This is a genomic window from Noviherbaspirillum malthae, assembly GCF_015352985.1.
Classification (GTDB): domain Bacteria; phylum Pseudomonadota; class Gammaproteobacteria; order Burkholderiales; family Burkholderiaceae_D; genus Noviherbaspirillum; species Noviherbaspirillum malthae.
This window is the reverse complement of record NZ_JACYXF010000026.1, coordinates 22087-41068: the sequence shown is the minus strand read 5'-3', so window position 1 is coordinate 41068 and position 18982 is coordinate 22087. Positions and strand designations below refer to the sequence as shown.

The 18982-nt window shown below is 59.4% G+C and carries 15 protein-coding genes and 3 pseudogenes; 10 read left to right on the top strand and 8 right to left on the bottom strand.

The window, feature by feature from the left end:
• Together glgA and IGW03_RS22475 are read right to left on the bottom strand one after the other, a co-directional pair.
• Complete coding sequence (gene glgA / locus IGW03_RS22480) at positions 1 to 1569, bottom strand: glycogen synthase GlgA (protein ID WP_194724771.1); 1569 nt, start codon at positions 1567 to 1569, stop codon at positions 1 to 3.
• Between the two features lie 436 nt (positions 1570 to 2005).
• Complete coding sequence (locus IGW03_RS22475; protein WP_194724770.1) at positions 2006 to 2215, bottom strand: hypothetical protein; 210 nt, start codon at positions 2213 to 2215, stop codon at positions 2006 to 2008.
• Between the two features lie 174 nt (positions 2216 to 2389).
• Between IGW03_RS22475 and IGW03_RS22470 the strand changes: the two genes are divergently transcribed.
• A complete protein-coding gene (locus IGW03_RS22470; RefSeq protein WP_194724769.1) occupies positions 2390 to 2776 on the top strand; it encodes a hypothetical protein in 387 nt (128 codons plus the stop codon).
• 21 nt (positions 2777 to 2797) lie between these two features.
• Here IGW03_RS22470 and IGW03_RS22465 read toward each other — a convergent pair whose 3' ends face one another.
• A complete protein-coding gene (locus tag IGW03_RS22465) occupies positions 2798 to 3070 on the bottom strand; it encodes a hypothetical protein (RefSeq protein WP_194724768.1) in 273 nt (90 codons plus the stop codon).
• A gap of 236 nt (positions 3071 to 3306) precedes the next feature.
• On the opposite strand from IGW03_RS22465, the gene IGW03_RS22460 reads away from it, so the two are divergent.
• The gene (locus IGW03_RS22460) at positions 3307 to 3483 is read left to right on the top strand and encodes a hypothetical protein (protein ID WP_194724767.1); all 177 of its coding nucleotides are present in this window, start codon (positions 3307 to 3309) and stop codon (positions 3481 to 3483) included.
• Between the two features lie 61 nt (positions 3484 to 3544).
• Here the strand turns inward: IGW03_RS22460 and IGW03_RS22455 are convergent, their stop codons facing one another.
• Entirely contained in the window at positions 3545 to 3757 is a 213-nt protein-coding gene (locus IGW03_RS22455) for a hypothetical protein (protein ID WP_194724766.1), read from the bottom strand.
• 256 nt (positions 3758 to 4013) lie between these two features.
• Here IGW03_RS22455 and IGW03_RS22450 point away from each other — a divergent pair, with 256 nt between their 5' ends.
• On the top strand, positions 4014 to 5036 hold the full coding sequence (locus IGW03_RS22450) for an SDR family oxidoreductase (protein WP_194724765.1): 1023 nt from the start codon (positions 4014 to 4016) through the stop codon (positions 5034 to 5036).
• A gap of 84 nt (positions 5037 to 5120) precedes the next feature.
• On the opposite strand, the pseudogene IGW03_RS39280 reads toward IGW03_RS22450, so the two are convergent.
• A pseudogene (locus IGW03_RS39280) lies at positions 5121 to 5284 on the bottom strand (TetR family transcriptional regulator); the annotation flags it as partial.
• A gap of 334 nt (positions 5285 to 5618) precedes the next feature.
• Here IGW03_RS39280 and IGW03_RS22445 point away from each other — a divergent pair.
• Together IGW03_RS22445 and IGW03_RS22440 are read left to right on the top strand one after the other, a co-directional pair.
• Entirely contained in the window at positions 5619 to 6065 is a 447-nt protein-coding gene (locus tag IGW03_RS22445) for a VOC family protein (RefSeq protein WP_194724764.1), read from the top strand.
• 80 nt (positions 6066 to 6145) lie between these two features.
• Positions 6146 to 6499, top strand: a complete 354-nt coding sequence (locus IGW03_RS22440) for a DUF1428 domain-containing protein (RefSeq protein WP_194724763.1) — start codon at positions 6146 to 6148, stop codon at positions 6497 to 6499.
• 75 nt (positions 6500 to 6574) lie between these two features.
• Here the strand turns inward: IGW03_RS22440 and IGW03_RS22435 are convergent, their stop codons facing one another.
• A complete protein-coding gene (locus IGW03_RS22435; RefSeq protein ID WP_194724762.1) occupies positions 6575 to 9346 on the bottom strand; it encodes an ATP-binding response regulator in 2772 nt (923 codons plus the stop codon).
• A 552-nt stretch (positions 9347 to 9898) separates the two neighbouring features.
• On the opposite strand from IGW03_RS22435, the gene IGW03_RS22430 reads away from it, so the two are divergent.
• Complete coding sequence (locus tag IGW03_RS22430; RefSeq protein ID WP_194724761.1) at positions 9899 to 11005, top strand: porin; 1107 nt, start codon at positions 9899 to 9901, stop codon at positions 11003 to 11005.
• Entirely contained in the window at positions 10995 to 12218 is a 1224-nt protein-coding gene (locus IGW03_RS22425) for an alginate lyase family protein (protein WP_194724760.1), read from the top strand. Before IGW03_RS22430 ends, IGW03_RS22425 begins: the two co-directional genes overlap by 11 nt.
• Before the next feature lie 21 nt (positions 12219 to 12239).
• Here IGW03_RS22425 and IGW03_RS22415 read toward each other — a convergent pair.
• Together IGW03_RS22415 and IGW03_RS22410 are read right to left on the bottom strand one after the other, a co-directional pair.
• Positions 12240 to 14429 (bottom strand): annotated as a pseudogene (locus IGW03_RS22415) (two-component system response regulator).
• A 336-nt stretch (positions 14430 to 14765) separates the two neighbouring features.
• Positions 14766 to 15080: a hypothetical protein gene (locus IGW03_RS22410; RefSeq protein WP_194724758.1), complete on the bottom strand. Its 315-nt coding sequence runs from the start codon at positions 15078 to 15080 to the stop codon at positions 14766 to 14768.
• A 714-nt stretch (positions 15081 to 15794) separates the two neighbouring features.
• Here IGW03_RS22410 and IGW03_RS22405 point away from each other — a divergent pair.
• From IGW03_RS22405 to IGW03_RS22395, 3 genes and pseudogenes are all read left to right on the top strand, one after another.
• The gene (locus IGW03_RS22405) at positions 15795 to 16127 is read left to right on the top strand and encodes a hypothetical protein (RefSeq protein WP_194724757.1); all 333 of its coding nucleotides are present in this window, start codon (positions 15795 to 15797) and stop codon (positions 16125 to 16127) included.
• A 10-nt stretch (positions 16128 to 16137) separates the two neighbouring features.
• Positions 16138 to 17559 carry a TolC family protein gene (locus IGW03_RS22400; protein WP_194724756.1) on the top strand — a complete coding sequence of 474 codons (1422 nt, stop codon included), beginning with the start codon at positions 16138 to 16140 and terminating at the stop codon, positions 17557 to 17559.
• A 13-nt stretch (positions 17560 to 17572) separates the two neighbouring features.
• Positions 17573 to 18969 (top strand): annotated as a pseudogene (locus tag IGW03_RS22395) (multicopper oxidase family protein).
• The last annotated feature ends 13 nt before the right edge of the window (positions 18970 to 18982 follow it).

The following is an 18982-nucleotide window of genomic DNA, read 5'->3' as shown; positions in this document are numbered from 1 at the left end:
TTATGCCGTCATGTATTCAGGCATGGCCGCTGCTTCGGCAGCCTCCTCGTCGGCCGGAAGGTTGACGCTGTCATTGACGGCGGCGCTGCGTTCATCGAACAGAGCCTGCGCCTCGACAGGAGCGATCTCGCGATAAACGCCGATGTACTGCTCGGCCGGTCCGGACCAGGAGAAATCGGCGGACATCGCATTGCGCTGCATGAGGTGCCACTCATTCGGGCGGGCATACAGCTCGAAAGCGCGGCTGATCGCAGCCACCATGTCCTGGGCCTGTTCGCCGTCGAACAGGATGCCGCTGGCATCGTCGGGAATGGTGCCCTGCAGGCCCGCATCGACGATGGAATCGATCATGCCGCCGACGCGCGAAGCAATCGGTATCGTGCCGTAACGCATGGAGTACAGCGGCGTCAGGCCGAAGGGTTCGAAGCGCGTGCCGTGCAGCAGCATGTCGGCGCCTGCATGCAGCGCATGGGCGCGGCGTTCGTCATAGCCGATATGGATCGCGACACGTCCCGGGAAACGTTCTGCCATGCCGAGGAAAGCCTGCTCATAAGCATGGTCGCCGCGGCCGAGCACGATCAGCTGCGCGCGCGGGAAGCGTTCGAGGACGCCGGGCAAGGCATCGATGGCGACGTCGGCCATCTTCTGATGGGTAATGCGGCTGCCGATGGCAAGCACCGGCGCAAACGGATCGACAGGCAGACCGAACAGCTGCTGCAGGTCGCGCTTGCAGCCGCTCTTGCCGCGCATGTCGTTCAGCGAGAAGTGGCGAACGGTCAGCCGATCGCTTGCCGGATCCCAAGCGCCGGTATCGACGCCGTTCGGTATGGCGACCAGTGCTTCCCTGCGGGCACCAAGAAGGCCGTCGAAGCCATGGCCGAAGCGCGGGGTCAGAATCTCGTTCGCATAAGAGCGGCTGACCGTGGAAATACGGTCGGCATAAAGAATGCCGGCCTTCAGGAAACTCATCTTGCCCCAGAATTCAAACTGGTCGGGCGTCAGCATGGAATCTGGAATGGCCAGATCAGCGGCCGCACTCATGGCGAAATTGCCCTGGAAGGCAAGATTGTGGATAGTCAGCAGCGTGCCCACGCCGGTAATGCCCTTCATGCGCAGCAAAGCCGGGACCAGGCCTGCATGCCAATCATTCGCATGCACCACATGCGGCACCGGCAAATCGGTTTCGCCAGCGCAGATGCTGACGGCCGCGTGAGCCAGCGATCCGAAGCACAAGGCATTGTCGTCGAACTCGGCACCGTTCTCGTCAACGTAGGGATTGGCCGTGCGCTGGTCGAAGCGTTCAGTCTTGAGCAGCACCACGGGCACGTCGCTGCCCGGCATGACGCCGTGGAGGATGGTGCCCGGCCCGCCAGGCAATTCAGGCAGATTGCCTGCCTGCTTCAAATTGCAGGCATTTTCGATTGCGGCCGGATAGCCCGGCATCATGACAGTGGCATCAACGCCTTGCTGGCGGAGTGCTTGCGCCAATGCAGTGATGACGTCGGCAAGTCCGCCGGTCTTGACAAGAGGTACGGCTTCCGAAGTGACGAGTAGGACGCGGGCGGTCAAAGTGGATGCTCCCTGGGATTGTTGGATGTTGATGCTGGCAAGGGCATCAAGCTTCGGTATTCGACTATGCAGCGTTACATGTTGTTGCATGAGGCAGCGCAAACTTTTTGTTTTTTACAAGTTTTTTGTTGCAGCAAATTAATATTGATGTAGCGTGTGAAGACGATAAAGGCAGGCTGCTCATCGCCCATTGCGTAAAGTCAACTTTGTTGCGCTGCTACATAAGATTGATCGAACAGGGATGGTGTTGAAGACCGGAAAAATGAGAAGCGGGGAAGAGGCGAGAAAGAAAAGCGGAGGAGACAGAGAGCAAAAGCCGGGGGAGGAAAGCTTGAAGGGGAAAGTCGGGAGAGGGGGAGCAGGAAACTGCAGCGTTTGTGTTCGCGGCCGTATTGCGAAGAGGAGCACGCTGCGCAGCTCCTTCGCGGCACGAAACTCAAACGACCAGCGTCGCGTGGTCAGGCAGCATGTGAAGAACCTTGTCTACGCTCGCCTGCATTTCCATCTTGTATTCAATGCGAGCCATGCGCACGAGGTTGTGCAGGGACTCACGCAGCAGGTACTTCTCGCGGGCCGGCGCATCTGCGCCAAGTGTAACGTCAACAAGGTTTTCAATCGTTGCTGCGGTATTGAGGATGGTTTGCATAAATGCTCGAACGGAGGAAGTGAACTAAGGAGACCTCAGTATGGAGGCATCCAGCTTCGCATACTTGATCATGCGCAAGATTTCATCGGAATCGTCCTACACGCAACAAGGTGAATGCTGACGCCCGGACTTCTTGCATATCGCATAACTGTTGCTTGAGAGAACAGTCACGCAATGTACGCTTCCCGACATATCCCGCTTTCCGCCGATTTTGTTGAAAGGAATTCATCTCCCCTGAGCGCATTGTCCTTTTCTTTTCCGAAGGTTTTAATGCATACTGGAATGATGCAAAACGGAAACGGGCAGCCTATGAAAGACAAGCATGTCGTCGCTGTCGCGGAAGCGATTCGTTACTACCTTTATCGCTGGCCGGATGCGAGCGGTACGGTGGCGGAGATTGCCAAGGAGTGGATTCCTGCTTCCGGCATGGTGGATCACGATACGGTGCTTGCCGCACTTGTGCAGTTGGAGGCGCAGGGCTTCATTGAGCGCAGTCTGGCCAACAATGCACTGATCTGGCAACTGAAGCGCGGTAACGGTAACGGTAGCAGCAGCGGCTGAAGAAAGTTCACAACCGATCGACTAACGCCGGAAACGTCCCCCACCATGGCCCCATCCATGACCGCGATGGCCGTAACCGCCCCTCCCGCCCCAGTAATTGAAGCCGAAGCTGAATCGGACCGGAGGGCCGACATACACCGGCGGACCCGCATAGACCGGAGCAACCGGAACTGCGTATGTCGTCACCGGTGCGCCATAGGCACCGTAGGTTCCATAATAGGCGTCATCGTAAGCAGGCACGGCTACGCATCCCGATAAGGCGGTCGCCAGCAGAATCAAAGAATATCGGATCATGTTCCCCTCCGGAAGCAAGAGACTTCCACCAAAGCACGCCGCTTAACTGCAGCATGGCAGGGTTTTCGTCAGACCGTTTCCATCGGGCGAACGTTCCGTCCGGACAGGCACTCGTCATCAATCCTGCGTTCAAACACGCACCAATGCAGTTCGCTTGTGCCGGCTCAAGCAGCAGAGCGCGGAGCCTCCTAATGTAGGAATGAGTTTGCGTGCATTGCGCATGCCCAAGGCCCCTCATGCCAACCATCAACCAGCCCAAGGACGCAAAGGAAAAGGTCCGAGAATACATGGAGCGGCGCCACGCCGAGCGGCGCGTCAACGAGCGCACGCCGCTGCATGGCCCGGAGGAAATCCGCAAGGAAATCGGCTGGGATCAGGTGGAGCGCCGCAAGAACGATCGGCGCGAACGCTGAGGGCGTGAAGGCAACGGAGGCTGCAGTGCGCATACTCCGCTTCGCTCCCCCGGCGGCTCAATCAGCTATGGGCCTGGTCGTCCGTTTTTTCCGCTTTGGTTTGCGGTGTCACTGTTGCGGCAGGCTGTTCCGTCGCAGCCGGATCGCCGATGCCGCTCACCTCCGAAGGCAGCTGGCCTTGCCCCATTTCGGGAAAGAAAAGGATGACTGCGCTGAAGAGAACAACGACTGCGAAAGCAGTCAGGTACTCGAAGATATTGTGAGCGGCTTTCATGGTGGTACTTGGCGATGTGGATAGCACCACTGTAGCGGGCATGTTTGCGAGGCGAATTGAGGGAAGTTAAGCCGACGACGTCGACTGCATGAGCGAACGCACCTTGCCGCAGCATGTAGAAATCGGCATGCGGCGAGTAAGAAATTCACTCGCCGCGCGCGCAATGAATCATCTGGACGAAACGTTCGCAGGGGACCATGCGCGGACTGCCACTGGCATGCTTTTCGCGATGGCCATGCATTTTCGGGAGAGCGGCATGCGTATCCAATTGAAGGCGTTGGCGGATCAGGTCATGGTGATCACGGGAGCGACCAGCGGCATCGGCCTGGCGACGGCGCGCATGGCCGCACGCCGCCGCGCCAGGCTGGTTCTTGTGGCGCGCAACGAAAGCGCGCTGCGCCTCATCTGCGATGACTTGAACATGCTGGGCGCGGAGACCATGCATGTCGCAGCCGACGTGGCGAACGAAGCCGATGTGCAGCGCGTCGCCGACGCCGCCATCGAACGCTTCGGCGGATTCGACAGCTGGCTCAATATTGCCGGCGTCGGCATCTTCGGCAAGAGCGAGGCGGTGCCGGCCGAGGACATGCGCAGGCTGTTCGATGTCAACTTCTGGGGAGTCGTGCATGGCTCCATGATTGCGGCAAGGCATCTGAAGAAGCACGGCGGCGCACTGATCAACATGGGCAGCGAAACCTCCGACCGCGCAGTGCCGCTGCTGGGAATCTATTCCGCATCCAAGCATGCGGTGAAGGGCTTTACCGACTCGCTGCGCACGGAACTCGAAGAAGAAGGCGCGCCGGTATCGGTCACGCTGGTCAAGCCGGCCTCGGTGGATACGATGTTCGTTGCCCACGCAAAGAACTATATGGAAGTCGAGCCGCAGCTTCCGCCGCCGGTATATGCGCCGGACGTTGCAGCCGATGCCTTGCTGTATGCCGCCGAGCATCCCATGCGCGATGTGTATGTCGGCAGCCGCGCACGCTTGTCCGGTACCGGCGCCCATCTCATGCCGCGCCTGCTCGACAAGGGCATGGAGCGCTTCATGATTCCCATGATGAAAACCGACCGGCCGCCGCGCGATCGCGACGACAACAATCTTTATTCTTCCAGTACCGATCTCATGGAGCGCGCCGGCGCCGGCAGCAATCCGCCGCGTGAATTCAGCGTTTATACCAGCGCGGTTACCCACCCGCGCACCACGGGTGCGGTCATGGTGGGCGCAGGCCTGGCGCTGGCGGCGCTGCTGCAGATGCGCCGCCAGCGTACCCAGCAATAACAGGGCCATCCGCTTCAGGCATCTGTCAATGCAGGAAGCGGATGGCATGAGACATATGCGCACTGCTGTCTTGTCGCGCTTGCATTACAAACCATTTTCGACCATATCCAGCAGCGCTGCGATATGGCTTTTTTCTGCTCCGCCTCAAGGCCGCGCAGCGGGCCGTCCAACACAGGCACCGGCAATCCATGTACGGCCGACCAGGCGAGAAATTCCGCTCCCGAACGTTTTCCTGCGGCAGTAAGCCGGCCCCGCCTGCGCCACGTCGTACACCGGTTCAAAGCCTGCTTGCAGCCGAGTTTGATAAAGATCGCCGTGCCGGTATGTCTCCCGCTTTGCGATGTTGGCTTTATTTCGTGAGATCGAAAATGTTGTGTACAGCGTCCACAAACCGTTCTACTATAAGTGGACACTGTACACAACATTGAAAGCTGGTGTGCAGCGTCGAGCAGCATGGGGCATGCAGTCCATGATGCTCCATAGCGCATGCGGTCCATGGCCTGCAATTGCAGTCGGTGCAATCGATGCCGCTGTCGCGGGCGTTTGACCACCGCTGCCAACTCTTACTTTCAAGGATAGCCAATGCAAGTCCAGCCTTATCTGTTCTTCGATGGCCGATGCGAAGAGGCGATCGAATACTACCGCAACGCATTGGGCGCGCAGGTCGATATGCTCATGCGCTTCAAGGACAATCCCGATCTGCAAGGCCAGCAAGCTCAGCAGAGTCGAGAGAACTCGTCGGCATGCATGAGCCCGCCGGATGCCGCCGACAAGATCATGCATGCCAGCTTTCGCATCGGTGACACCATCGTCATGGCTTCCGATGGGCGCTGCAGCGGCGCCACCGACTTCCGCGGTTTTTCGCTCTCGATCTCCGTGCCGCGAGCCAGCGAAGCAGAGCGAGTGTTTTCCGTTCTGGCGCAAGACGGACAGGTGCAAATGCCTTTGGGACAGACCTTTTTCTCACCATGCTTCGGCATGGTGACGGACAAGTTCGGCATGAACTGGATGGTGGTGACCACCGCCTGATCTGCCTGGCGAACCGTCTCGCCAGGCCGGCTCCCCATGATGTTTCCAACATTGTTTTGCAGCACAAAAGGAGAAGGCCCATGAATTACGTCGATGGCTTCGTGCTTGCCGTGCCGACCGCAAACCGTGAAATCTACAAGACCCATGCCGAGAATGCCGCAGTGGTGTTCAAGGAGCATGGTGCATTGACGCTGGTGGAATGCTGGGGAGACGACGTGCCGGAAGGAGAAGTCACATCCTTTCCGATGGCGGTAAAGCGCAAGCCGGATGAAACCGTCGTCTTCGCATGGATCACCTGGCCGTCCAGGGAAGTGCGCGACGCCGGCATGAAGAAAGTGATGGAGGATCCCCGGCTCCAGGCCGGAGCGGAATCCATGCCCTTCGACGGCAAGCGCATGATCTACGGCGGCTTCCAGAAGATCGTCGATGCGTGAAAGGCAGTCGCGCACCTGATGCCGCACGCCGGCCCCTTCTTCAAGAATGCGGCCGAAGGAGCCGGCGTGCCCGTATTAATCCGTTGCCGCAGCAGGCGCCGGAAGCAAGGCCAGCATCCTTCCGTAATCGAATCCCGCCGCCAGCAGTGCCAGGGCGTCGGCCGCTTCGGGATCAACCATCCTCACTTCATCGATCGCAAGGTTGACGGCCTCGACGTCCAGTCCTGCCAGGGCTGCGCTCAGCTTCTCCCGCAGCTCCGCAGGCAGTGCAGCCACCCGTTCGGCGCTGACTGGTTCAGCCACCCTCTCTTCCCGAGGCTGTTCGTATATGAAATTCACTCCGAGATGCTGATGCAGCTGCGCGAACAAAGCCTGTTCCTGAAAAGGCTTGCGCAGGAAATCGTCGCAGCCCGCATGGAGGATCTCGTCACGCTCGTCTTCGAAGGTACTGGCCGTCAATGCAATGATGACGGTCGATTTGCCCTTCTCGGTCGCCTTGATCCTGCGCGTCGCTTCCATGCCGTTGAGGACCGGCATGCGCATGTCCATCCAGATGAGATGCGGGCTCCACTCTTCCCAGACTTCAATTGCTTCGGCGCCGTTGGCGGCTTCGCGCACTTCAAAGCCGAGGCTGCCGAGCAGTCCGCGCAGAAGTTTGCGCTGGTCGGGCAAATCGTCAACCGCCAGAATGCGGAAGCGCTGCTGGCCCGGCGCCAGACCGATCACGCGGCCGCTGGCCGTCTGCGTCTGCGCATACCTGCCTGGATTGTCGATTTCGGTGACACCGATCTCGAATGAAAACCGCGAGCCCTGGCCGATCTCGCTCTCCATGCGAAGCTCGCCTCCCATCAGCTTGACGAAACGGTTGCAGATGACGAGTCCCAGCCCGGTCCCTTCCCTTGAACGCCGCCCTTCTCCCGCCTGCACGAAGGCATTGCCCAAGGTTTTCAATTCGTCTGCGGAAATGCCCGGGCCGGTATCAGTGACGGTCATGGAAAGATGGTGCAGGCCGGCGCGCCTGACATGCAGCGTGACGCTGCCTTGCGCCGTGAACTTGAGCGCATTGCTCATGAGATTGATCAGGATCTGGCGCAGCTTGACCGCATCCGCACGCACATGAATCGGCAGATCGGGCGCGCGTTCTACCGTCATCGTCAAGTGCTTCTGGCGCGCGCTCAACGAGAACATCTGCTCCAGTTCATCGAGCAGCAAGTGCAGGTTGAATACGGTGTCGTTGAGCGTCATGCGCCCTGCCTCGATTTTTGAAAGGTCGAGAATCTGGTTGATCAGGTGATACAGATGCTCGCCGCTGCGCAGCACCGTCTGCAGGTTGCCTCGCGTCTCGTCGGAAAGTCCCGGCTCCCTGGTTACCAGCCGCGAGAATCCGAGGATGGCGTTCAGCGGCGAACGCAGCTCATGGCTCATGTTGGCAAGGAATTCGCTCTTGGCATGATTGGCTTCGGCCTCGGCAGCCACCAGCCGCTTCTGATGCTCCATCTCGATGCGCGTATCGGCGGCGCGCTTGCGCATGTAAAACACCAGGCCGCCGATCAATGCCGCGCTGAGCACGACAGTCAGCGTCAGGCCCAGGGTAAGGGCCAGCCGCCTGCTTTCGGCTTCCTGCCTCTCGGCGACCAGCCTTGCGTTCTCGGACTCGGTCAGTGCCACGTCGAAGCGGACCTTGAGCTCGTCGGTCAGGCGCTGGTTGCGCAATGCATTGAGCCTCGCCTCGACCTTGCGCAAGGCTTCCAGCTGGCGGTAGGCATCATGAAAGTCATCCAGGTCGGCGTAGATCTCGGCGGAACGCAGGTAATACAGGACAGTGCTCGACGGGTCATTGATGCGGGACTGCGCCGCTTCGGACAGGCGAAGAGCTTCAAGCCCCTCCGCGCGCCGGCCGAGCCTGAACAGCACGTCGGCGCGCAGCAGCATCGCCTTGATGTAATGCCGTTTGTCGGGATGATTTTCCACCATCTGCAGCGACAGGTCGACGTGGCGGAACGCCTCCGCAAGGCGCTTTTCCGCCTTGGCAATATCGGCAAGCTCGCGTTCGGCAAGACCGGTCAGGAAATGATACTGGACGCCGCGTGAAATGGCGGTCGCCTTCTCGAACCGGGTGCGTGCCTCGCGCAGATTTTGCAGGAAGTATTCATTGTGGCCATGCAGCAGATTGATTTCGGCGGCCAGCAGCCGATATGTATCGAAGTCAACCAGGTTCGACGCACGGTCGAGGTATTCTCGGATTTTTTCGGCGTCCTTTTCGGTATTGCGGATCAGGGTGTACGCCGCGATATCGGTCAATGCCGCCGCCATGCCGAAGCGGTCGCCTTCGCTATCGAATACGGTATAGGCTTTCGATGCAGCAGCCAGCGAATCGGAAGTGAGACGCACGGCGTTGAATATCTTTCCGCGCGCCAGTTGCACCCAGCCCAGACAAGCCTGCATCGAATGCTTCTCGCCGATGGCAGCGGCTTCGTCGAACAGTTTGCCCGCTTCCCTGAGCGCGGCATCGGCATCGAGTGAGCCCTTGCTGTACAGGCCGAGGCCGCCGTAGGCCAGAAACCAGCAGAGCGCGTTCCTGTCGCCGGTCTCGCGTGCGATCTCAATGCCCTGCTCCGCATCCTTGGCAAGCGCATCGTAGTCGGACAGAAAATGGTGTGCCGTGGCCAGCCCGAGCAATGCCTTGGTCTCGTCGATCGGGTCCATGCGAGCCTGCGCATACCGCAAGTTATGTTCGGACTCGCGAATCAGTTGCCGGGGATTGGTTTGCGCGGTCTCGAAAAGCGCCTGCGATTCTCTCTTGGTCAGCGCGGCCGATGTCATTGGCAGGCTGAGCAGGAGTGCCATGGTCAATGCGACACAGCAGCACACCACCAAGGTAGGCCGCAATGAGCTTGAGGACGACGGCGAAGATGAGGGCGAAACCGTGCACACCGCCGGTGCCGCCGCGGCTTCTTGAACACGAGCCTGTGCGGAATGCTTCATTCCAAAGCGATTCCCGAAGAGGCTCCGTACTACCCTTAGTTCAAGCATAGGCTTCCGGGCGTGCCGGGTCCCGGGCCAGATGGATCGCACGCTGTCGCTTGCATATTCTCCTCGCTGCGCATCATTGTTGTTCGTGAAGAGAAAAGTCTCCTGCCAGCACTTTAACTCTTTATTTATTGAGGCTATGCTATCAAGACAAATTGCATTAGGGAATAGACAAGCGGGCAACAGCTACGGTTTTCACTGATGGGTTGGCAAGCGCTGCCCAATCAATGATTTGATGATGAACGAAAAATAATTATCAAATAAATAAAGATGCGACATGGCACTTGGCGGTTTAACAACCGGCTTGTCATTTCGCCCGCAGTACAAACCCCGGTTATCGTCGTCAACTCACCGCAGGGAGGCGGAGTGATGAGACATAAAATCTGCATGGCCGCCGCTATCGCACTTTCGATGGCCAGCGCCCATGCGCAGACTGACGTGAGAGTTTACGGCCTGTCCTCTGCAGTGCTCGAATCGGTGAGATCGACCACTGTTTCTAGGACCGCGCGTTTCGTGTCCAACAGCTCGCTCCTCGGCTTCGAGGGGGTGGAAGACCTGGGTGAAGGCTACAAGGCCATGTTCCAGATCGAAGGCGGATTCGATGTCGACAACGGCTCGGGCCGGATCAGCAATCGCGATACCTTTGTCGGCCTCCAGGGTGATTTCGGCCGCGTCAAGGCGGGCTTCATGACCTCGCCGATGCGCGGCATGGGCAGCCGCATGAACTTCGTGCCGGGCAGCACATCAATCGCCAACAATATCGGCATCATGGCCACCCTGAACGGACAGGCAACCGGTCTCAACAGCCGCATGCAGAACAGCATACGCTACGACACGCCGAACCTGAACGGACTGGCCGGCGCGCTGATCTGGGCGCCCGGCGAGAACCGCCCCGCAGGGCAGAACAATTACATCTACGGCGCCGGCCTGAGTTACGTCAACGGGCCGTTCTACACGGGTTATGCCTACGAGTCACGCAATGCCCAGCGCATCCTGGCGCAGGGCGAGTCCGAGGATTTCGGACATCGCCTGGCCGCGCGTTATACGATAGGCACGACGACATTCGGCGCCGCCTGGGACAGAATGGAATCCCGCGGCGACTTCGGTGCGGGAGCCGGCACGGGTCCGGGCAGCATCTACCGGAAGGCTTGGTCAGTATCGGTCAAGCACACGGCCGGCATCCACGACTTCGTCGTCCATTATTCGGGAGCAGGCGACGTGCGCTGCGCCGGCGCGGCCAACGAAGGACAATGCTCGTCCGCGAGCAGATCCGTCACTGGCGCGCGACAGCTGTCGCTGCTGTACCAGTACATCCTCAGCAAGCGCACGATGCTGCAGGCGTATTTCAGCCGCATCAACAACGAGGCCGCCGCACGCTATGAGTTTGACGGCGATCCTATCGTCTCTGCCCTAGCCGCGCGCGTTCCGGGATCGGACGTGCGCGGTGTCGGCTTTGGAATCCGACATGAATTCTGATTTTCCCCTGATGCCGGAAAGCCGCACCGGCCATGCTCCTTCGCTTCCGGTGCGGCGCACGCTGCTGCTGGCGCTGGCCGGTCTGCCGTTGGGTTGCGCCATGCTGCCCAACGGCAGACCGGCCGATGCCGAACACAGTTTTGCGCTGACTTCTCCCGAACGCGCCAGACAGCTCGCCCAGCTGGTGCCTGCCGATGTCGCAGCGCTGACCGTAGAGGCGGCACGCCTGACGCTCGGCAGGGAAGCCCGGCCGATACCGCTGGTGCGCACCGCAGGCCTGCTCCCCGGCGAAGGCTTGCGCACGGTCAGCATCTGGGCGCAGGATGACTGGCGCGAAATACGCATGCAGGCGCTCGCCTATCGCCTGACCGGAGAGGCGGCGCATGCGGAGCGCGCAGTCGCCAATCTCAACGCATGGATGGCGTCCTACTCGCCTTCCTTCAATCCCATTGATGAAACCCAGCTGCCCAGCCTGCTGTTCGGCTTCGACCTTATCCAGGATCTTCTGCCTGAAGCGATGATCAAGCGCGTGCGCGCATTTTCATCCGCGCTGGCTACCGGCTATCTCGCCGACAAGGTGCTGGCCGGCGACCGCAATACCGAAAGCAACAACTGGCACAGCCATCGCATCAAGATAGCTACCGCCGGTGCATTTGCCAGCGGAGATCCTGTGCTTGCTGCAAGGGCAAGGACGGTGTTCATGCGCCATGTGCTGCGCAACATCCGTCCTGACGGCAGTACTCTGGATTTCGAAGAGCGCGATGCAATGCACTATGTGGTGTACACACTGGAACCCATGCTGATGGCCGCGTCGATGGCGGCGGCGCACGGCCAGGACTGGTATGGCGCGCCGGAAACGCAAGGCCGGCTTGCCCTTGCGCTCGACTGGCTCAAACCGTATGCGCTCGGCGAGCGCACCCATGAGGAATTCGTGCGCAGCACAGTGCCCTTCGACCGCAAGCGTGCATTGGCCGGCGTAAAGGATTTCAGCGGCCCGTTCGACAGATACAAGGCGGTGAACGTGTACTGGATCGCCGCCCGGCTCGATGCCCGCTTCCAGGAGGTCAACGACGCGCTTTCGCCGCCGCCGCTCTGGCTGCGGAAACACGAGGAATGGAAGCAGGCCCGCTCCGACACGACGGTCGGCCATCCATGGTCCTGGATGCGCTCGTTGTTCTCACAGACCTATCATGCGCCCACGGCAGCCGCCTGATCTCTGAGCAGCCGGCCCCGATCATTCGATGCGGCAGTCTGCGTTTTCCAGACGCAGCATGGCGGCGAAGTCCTCCGCCGGCACCGGCTTGCTGTAATAGAAACCCTGGGCCGCCTCGCAGCCGAGATCCTTCAGGAAGGCGGCCTGCTGCGCATGCTCGACGCCCTCGGCCACTACCTTCAGGCGCAGGCTGCGTGCCATGGCGATGATCGCCGCAACGATTTCCGCATCGTTGCGGTTGTCGCCGATGCCATTGACAAACGAGCGGTCGATCTTGAGCACGCTGACCGGGAAGCGCCGCAGGTAGGCAAGGCTGGAATAGCCGACGCCGAAATCATCGACCGACAGCTGTATGCCCATCGCCTTGAGCTGGGCCAGGGTCTGCAGATTGTCTTCTCCCGGCTGCATCAGCATGCTTTCCGTGATTTCCAGTTCCAGCGCCGCGGGCGGCAAGCCCGTTTCGCGCAGGATGCCGGCGACGATATGCTGGAACCCGGCCTGATAGAACTGTCGCGCCGACAGATTGACCGAGACCTGAAGTTCGGGGAATTCGGAGTCATGCTATTGCTTGAGCTGCTGGCACGCGTCACGCAGCGCCCATTCGCCGATAGGAAGGATCAGGCCGCTTTCCTCGGCGATGTCGACGAACTCGCCGCAGGAGACGATGGCGCCGTCCGGCCTTTTCCAGCGCAACAGGGCTTCCGCGGCAAAGATGCGGCCAGTCTTGAGATCGATCTTGGGCTGGTAGTACAGGAGAAACTCCTTGCGTGCCAGCGCCTGCCGCAGGCCGCCCTCGAGCATCAGCCTCTTTTCGGCGGCGATCTTGAGCGAAGCCGTGTAGAAGCGATAGGTATTCCTGCCCTTTTCCTTGGCGCTGTACATCGCCGTATCTGCCGCGCGCAGCAGGGCATCGACATCGCCGCCGTCGTCGGGATACATGCTGACGCCGATGCTGCCGCCGGAATGCAGCTCATGGCCGTCGATCAGATAAGGCACTCTCAGCTGATCGAGCACCAGCTCCGCCGCAGCGGCGGCCTTCTGGCCGTTATCCAGTTCGGGCATCAGCAGCACGAATTCGTCTCCGCCGAGCCGGGCAACCTTGCCCGTGGCACCAAAGCCGGCCCGCAGCCGCATGCCGGCTTCCCTGAGCAGGGCGTCGCCGGTCTGGTGGCCGAGAGAATCGTTGATGTTCTTGAAGTAGTCGAGGTCGATGACAAGCAGTGCCACCTTGCGCCCGTCACGCCGCGCCTGCTCGATGACTTGCGCGGCCTGCTGGCGCAGAAGCGCCCGGTTGGGCAGACCTGTCAGCGCGTCGTAATGCGCCATGACATGCAGTTGCTCTTCCGCTGTTTTCTTTTGCGTGATATCGACCACCATCACGCCGCGCATCTTCACCGGCGTGCCATTCTCCACGATGACCTTGACGATATTCCTAAGCCACACTGTACGGCCGCCGGCATCGACCATCCGGTATTCGAGATCATAGTTGAGCGCCCGGGCAGCGTCGGTCTTGAAATAGCCGACCACTCTTTCCCTGTCCTCGGGATGCAGGCGATCGATCCAGAAGCTGTCCGACTGCAGCCAGACATTCTGCGGAAAACCGAGCATCGATTCGACCTGCTGGCTGACATAAGCCAGCCGGAACGACGGCAGTTCGAGCTCCCAGAAAATGCCGTTGATGGAATCGACCAGGGATTTGTAATCCTGGCGCGTGTTGGTAAGCGCCTTTTCGGTGCGTATGCGTTCGGCGATTTCGCGTGACAGCGCTGCGTTGATGGAAGACAGTTCCGATGTTCTTTCGGCGACCCGCTGCTCCAGCCGCTTCTGCAGGTCGCGCAGCGACAGATGCGTCTTGATGCGCGCCAGAACCTCCTCCTGCTGGAAGGGCTTGACCACATAATCGACGGCGCCGCAGGAGAAGGCCTTGACCTTGTCGATCACATGGTCTGCCGCGCTGACGAAGATGACCGGAATATCATGCGTGCGCGGATCGGTACGCAGGCGCCGGCAGACTTCATAGCCGTCCATGTCGGGCATCATCGCATCCATCAGGATCACGTCGGGCAAGGTGGTCTGGAGGAAGCGCAACGCCATGCTGCCGCTATTGGCCGGGTAGGTGGTATAGCCGCCTTCCTTGAGCATCTGCTGGAGCAGCCGCAGGTTGTCCGCAAGGTCGTCAACGACCAGTATTTTTCCGCCCTGCACATCCATTCCCTGTCTCCCGATAGATTGTTATGGAGATTCGCTCACAGAACCACAGTACGATGGATCTTCGATGCCGCTGCGGGACCGGACTCCTGTACATGCCTACCCGGGCTTGTGTCCACCTTTTGCACCCTGTTGGAATTGCTTTTCTCGCCTTCCTGTTACCTTAAATCAATTTAATTGCTTTGTCAGCTTGAGTTTGCCAAGGTCGATTGCTGAAGAAATAACAGTTGTGCGAACAACAATAAACAGAAAGCCCTTTTGCTTGCAATAGACAAAAGGGCTTTCGACGAGCCACGCGATTTGCCTTTCACGCAAATCATCTTTTGCGTGGAAAAAGGGTCATATCTCGTCCTCGATCAAGCCGTCAGGCAACTCTTCGAGCAAAGGCGGACAATCCGGCCACTGCTCCAGTATCTTCCAATCATTTCTATCGCTGAACATAAAAGCCTCCAAAAAAGTTACAGAGACTCTTAAGCAGGTTTTATGCCGCGTTGCACCATCAAATAATATTCGAAAGAATAACAGCTTAAGGAAAGATGCTGCTGATTTATGCTGCAAACGCAAATATTGTTTCCAAGCGGTCAGGCAATTTACAACGAGGATGTAATAGATACCGATACGGAAATGAATACAGGCAAGGTCCAAGGGCAGCAAGGTAAAGGATACTTGCTGACAAATTTATATGAATGAATTATTCGAAAGAAACATGCACCTTAGCGCATGAAAAACCGTTCTCTTTTCGCTTGACCTTCCCGCTGTGGGAAGCCTTACACTGCTGGGATGATGGTGGTCTCAAGCAACCTTCCCTTGCGATAGATTTCTGGAATGAACCGAGTCCTTAAGACGTTTCTGCTTTGCCTACTGATGGCCGCTCTGCCCATCGAAGGCATGGCTGCGGTCATTAAAGCGTCCTGCGGACCGCGTCATCACGATATCTCGCATGGCGTGATGGTAATGGCAAGCCATTCTCATGATGAAAGTTCAGGACCTCACCACCGTGATGCTTCGGAAAACGTCGCAGTCGCTGATGACGCGCAGAAAGCCTCAACCGCGAAGTGTGTTGAAGCCAAGCAAGGGCCCCATCTTTCACATTGCAGCGCCTGTGCAGCTTGCGGTTTCGGAACTGCTGCTCCCCCGCCGTCGGGTTCTTTGACGCCAGTGTTCAGTCCTGTTGAAGCTGCGGCAGTTCCTGCTGTTATATCGTTCACCGGCTTCATTCCGCCTGGTCTCGAACGCCCTCCAAGACATCTTTCCATCTAAATCGCTGCAAGGAACGGAGGACAGGCTTCATTCGCCGGTCCGGTCACGCTCCCATGCAGGCTCACGTGCATTTGTTCGCCCGTATGTTCTACCGATTTGAGGAAAGAAATGTCAACCAGACAATGGCTGGCGGTTGCCGCATGGGGTTTACTTCCCATTGCCGCTCTCGCACAACAGGAACAAGCCAAGTACAACCCTGCTGACGCAAGTGCGCCGGTCAATGCAGTGCCATACGAGTCCGCCTTCAAGGGCTTCCGCTCGAACGGCGATGAACAAGCATCTCCGGACAAGATTTGGCGCAGCGTCAACGACGAGATGGGCAAGCTTGGCGGGCACGCCGGTCATATGAACTCCGGCCAAGGCCAGCCTGCTGCTTCCTCTGCCGTCGCAACAGTCCCGGAAAAGCAAGGCAGTGGTGCCGACCATGGCATGCATCACTAAGGGGACAGCAATGGCAAAGGCAAACCTTATACCGCACCTCTCGATTATGGCCACCGGGCTTCTGGGCGTTTTTCTGACCGGTTGCGCCACATTCTCGGCCGACGGCGGACTTGATGACGTGTCTGCCTTGGCCAGGGAGCGTACCGGCCAGGATGTCCGCTTTTTCAAGCCGACAGGGGATACCGGCGGTACGACGTCAGACACAGTCAACCAGTTGCTGGCCAAGCCGCTGACGCCGGATACGGCTGTGCAGATTGCTTTGGCAAACAACAAGTCGCTGCAGGCCTCTTTCGCGGAGCTTGGCGCTGCAGAAGCCGACCGGGTGCAGGCCGGCCGCATCCGCAATCCCGGCTTCTCGTTCGGCCGCATGCGCGGCGGCGAGGACGCCGAAATCGAGCGGAGCGTCATGTTCGACCTGCTCGGCATCGTCACCATGCCATTTCGCAGCGGTATAGAAAAGCGGCGCCTTGAACAGGCAAAGCTGCAGGCTGCCTCGCAAGCCGTACAACTGGCCGCAGATACCCGGCGTGCCTACTTCAACGCAGTAGCAGCCGAGCAAACGGCGAAATACATGGAGCAGGTTCAGACTGCTGCGGATGCAGGCGCCGAACTGTCGCAACGTCTGGCGAGGGTTGGCAACATCAGCAAGCTGGATCAGGCGCGGGAGCAAGTGTTCTATGCCGACGCGACCGCCCAGGTTGCGCGCGCCCGGCATCACGCCACCGCGGCGCGTGAACAGCTTACCCGTCTCCTCGGCCTGTGGGGCAAGAACACCGCTTTCAAGCTACCCGACCGCTTGCCGGACCTGCCCAAGGCGCCGACCGAGATTGCGAACGCGGAACAGCTGGCGATGGAGCAGCGTCTGGATATCCAGATGTCCAGGCGAGATGCGCAAGCGACAGCCAGCGCGCTTGGCCTGACCAGGGCAACCCGCTTCATCAACGTGCTGGACGCCGGCTATGCCAGCAAGAGCGAGACAGGTGCGCCTCGCGCCAATGGCTATGAAATCGAACTTGAGCTTCCCCTTTTCGACTGGAGCAGCGCCCGTACCGCCAAGGCGGAAGCACTGTACATGCAATCCGTATATCGGACCGCCGACCTGGCCGTGCGTGCGCGGTCCCAAGTCCGTGAGGCGTACTCGGCATACCGCACGACCTATGACCTGGCAAAGCACTACCAGACCGAGGTCGTTCCTCTCCGGAAGAAGATTTCAGATGAGGTCCTGCTCCGCTACAACGGCATGCTGGCCAGCGTGTTCGAATTGCTATCGGATGCCCGCGACCAGGTCGGCAGCGTCAACGCCGCAATTGAAGCGCAGCGCGACTTCTGGCTGGCCGAGACCGATTTGCAAGCTGCCATCAATGGCACTGGCGTCGGAAACGTACCAATTCGTAGTGCAGCGCCCACAGAAGCCGGCGCCGCAGGACACTGAACGAGGAATGGAAATGGTATCGCGCAGAAATTTTTTTGCAGGCGCCGCCGCGCTGGTAGGCGCGGGCGTAGTCAGCCGTATTGGTGCGGCTTCCTTGCCCGAAGCACCGGTGATGGATAGCGCTGCGACCGCAGCTCCCCTCACTCCACCCAATGGACGGCCGTACAACCCGGTCGTCACACTCAACGGCTGGTCGCTACCCTGGCGCATGAACAACGGCGTCAAGGAATTTCACCTGGTGGCCGAACCGGTCGTGCGTGAACTCGCACCCGGCATGAAGGCCAACCTGTGGGGTTACAACGGCCAGTCTCCGGGTCCGACCATTGAGGTGGTCGAAGGCGATCGTGTCCGCATCTTCGTAACGAACCGGCTGCCCGAGCACACCAGCATCCACTGGCACGGCCAGCGCCTGCCAAACGGAATGGACGGCGTGACCGGCTTGACGCAACCTGGCATCCCGTCCGGCAAAACCTTTGTCTATGAATTCGAAGCAAGGCGCCCGGGCACCTTCATGTACCACCCGCATGCGGATGAAATGACGCAAATGGCCATGGGCATGATGGGCTTCTGGGTGACACATCCGAAGAATGCGAACTTCATGAAGGTGGACCGTGATTTCGTCTTCCTGCTCAGCAATTACGATATCGAGCCTGGCAGCTTCACGCCAAGGGTGAATACGATGCTGGACTTCAATCTGTTCACCTTCAACAGCCGTGTCTTCCCGGGCATCGACTCGATGAATGTGCGTCAGGGCGACCGGGTTCGAATCCGCTTCGGCAACCTGACGATGACGAACCACCCCATTCACATGCACGGTCACGAGTTTGTGGTCACGGGGACTGACGGTGGCTGGACTCGTCCTGAATCGCGCTGGCCGGAAGTGACCACGGATGTGGCGGTGGGCCAGATGCGCGCCATCGAGTTTGATGCCACCGAACTCGGCGACTGGGCGTTCCACTGCCACAAGTCGCATCACACGATGAATGCGATGGGGCACGACGTTCCAACAATGATCGGCGCCGACCATCGCGGCATCGCTCGGAAAATCAACAAGCTCGTCCCCGACTATATGGTCATGGGCGAGCGCGGCATGGCGGACATGGGCGAGATGGAAATGCCGCTGCCGGACAACACGCTGCCGATGATGAGCGGCCAGGGCCCGTTCGGCGGCGTTGAAATGGGAGGCATGTTCACCATGGTGAAGGTTAGGAAGGAACAGAAGCCGGGAAACTACAAAGACTCGGGTTGGTACAAGCATCCGGCGGGCACGGTTGCCTATGAGTGGACGGGAGAAACTCCTCCTCCAATTCGGAGCGGGTCAGCCGGCGGGCAGTCAATGCCGTCGGCAAGTAATCGGCAAGCGTTGAAATGACCGTCAGCAAGCCTTCGGGACACAACGGTCACCATTAAGCGACAACAAAGG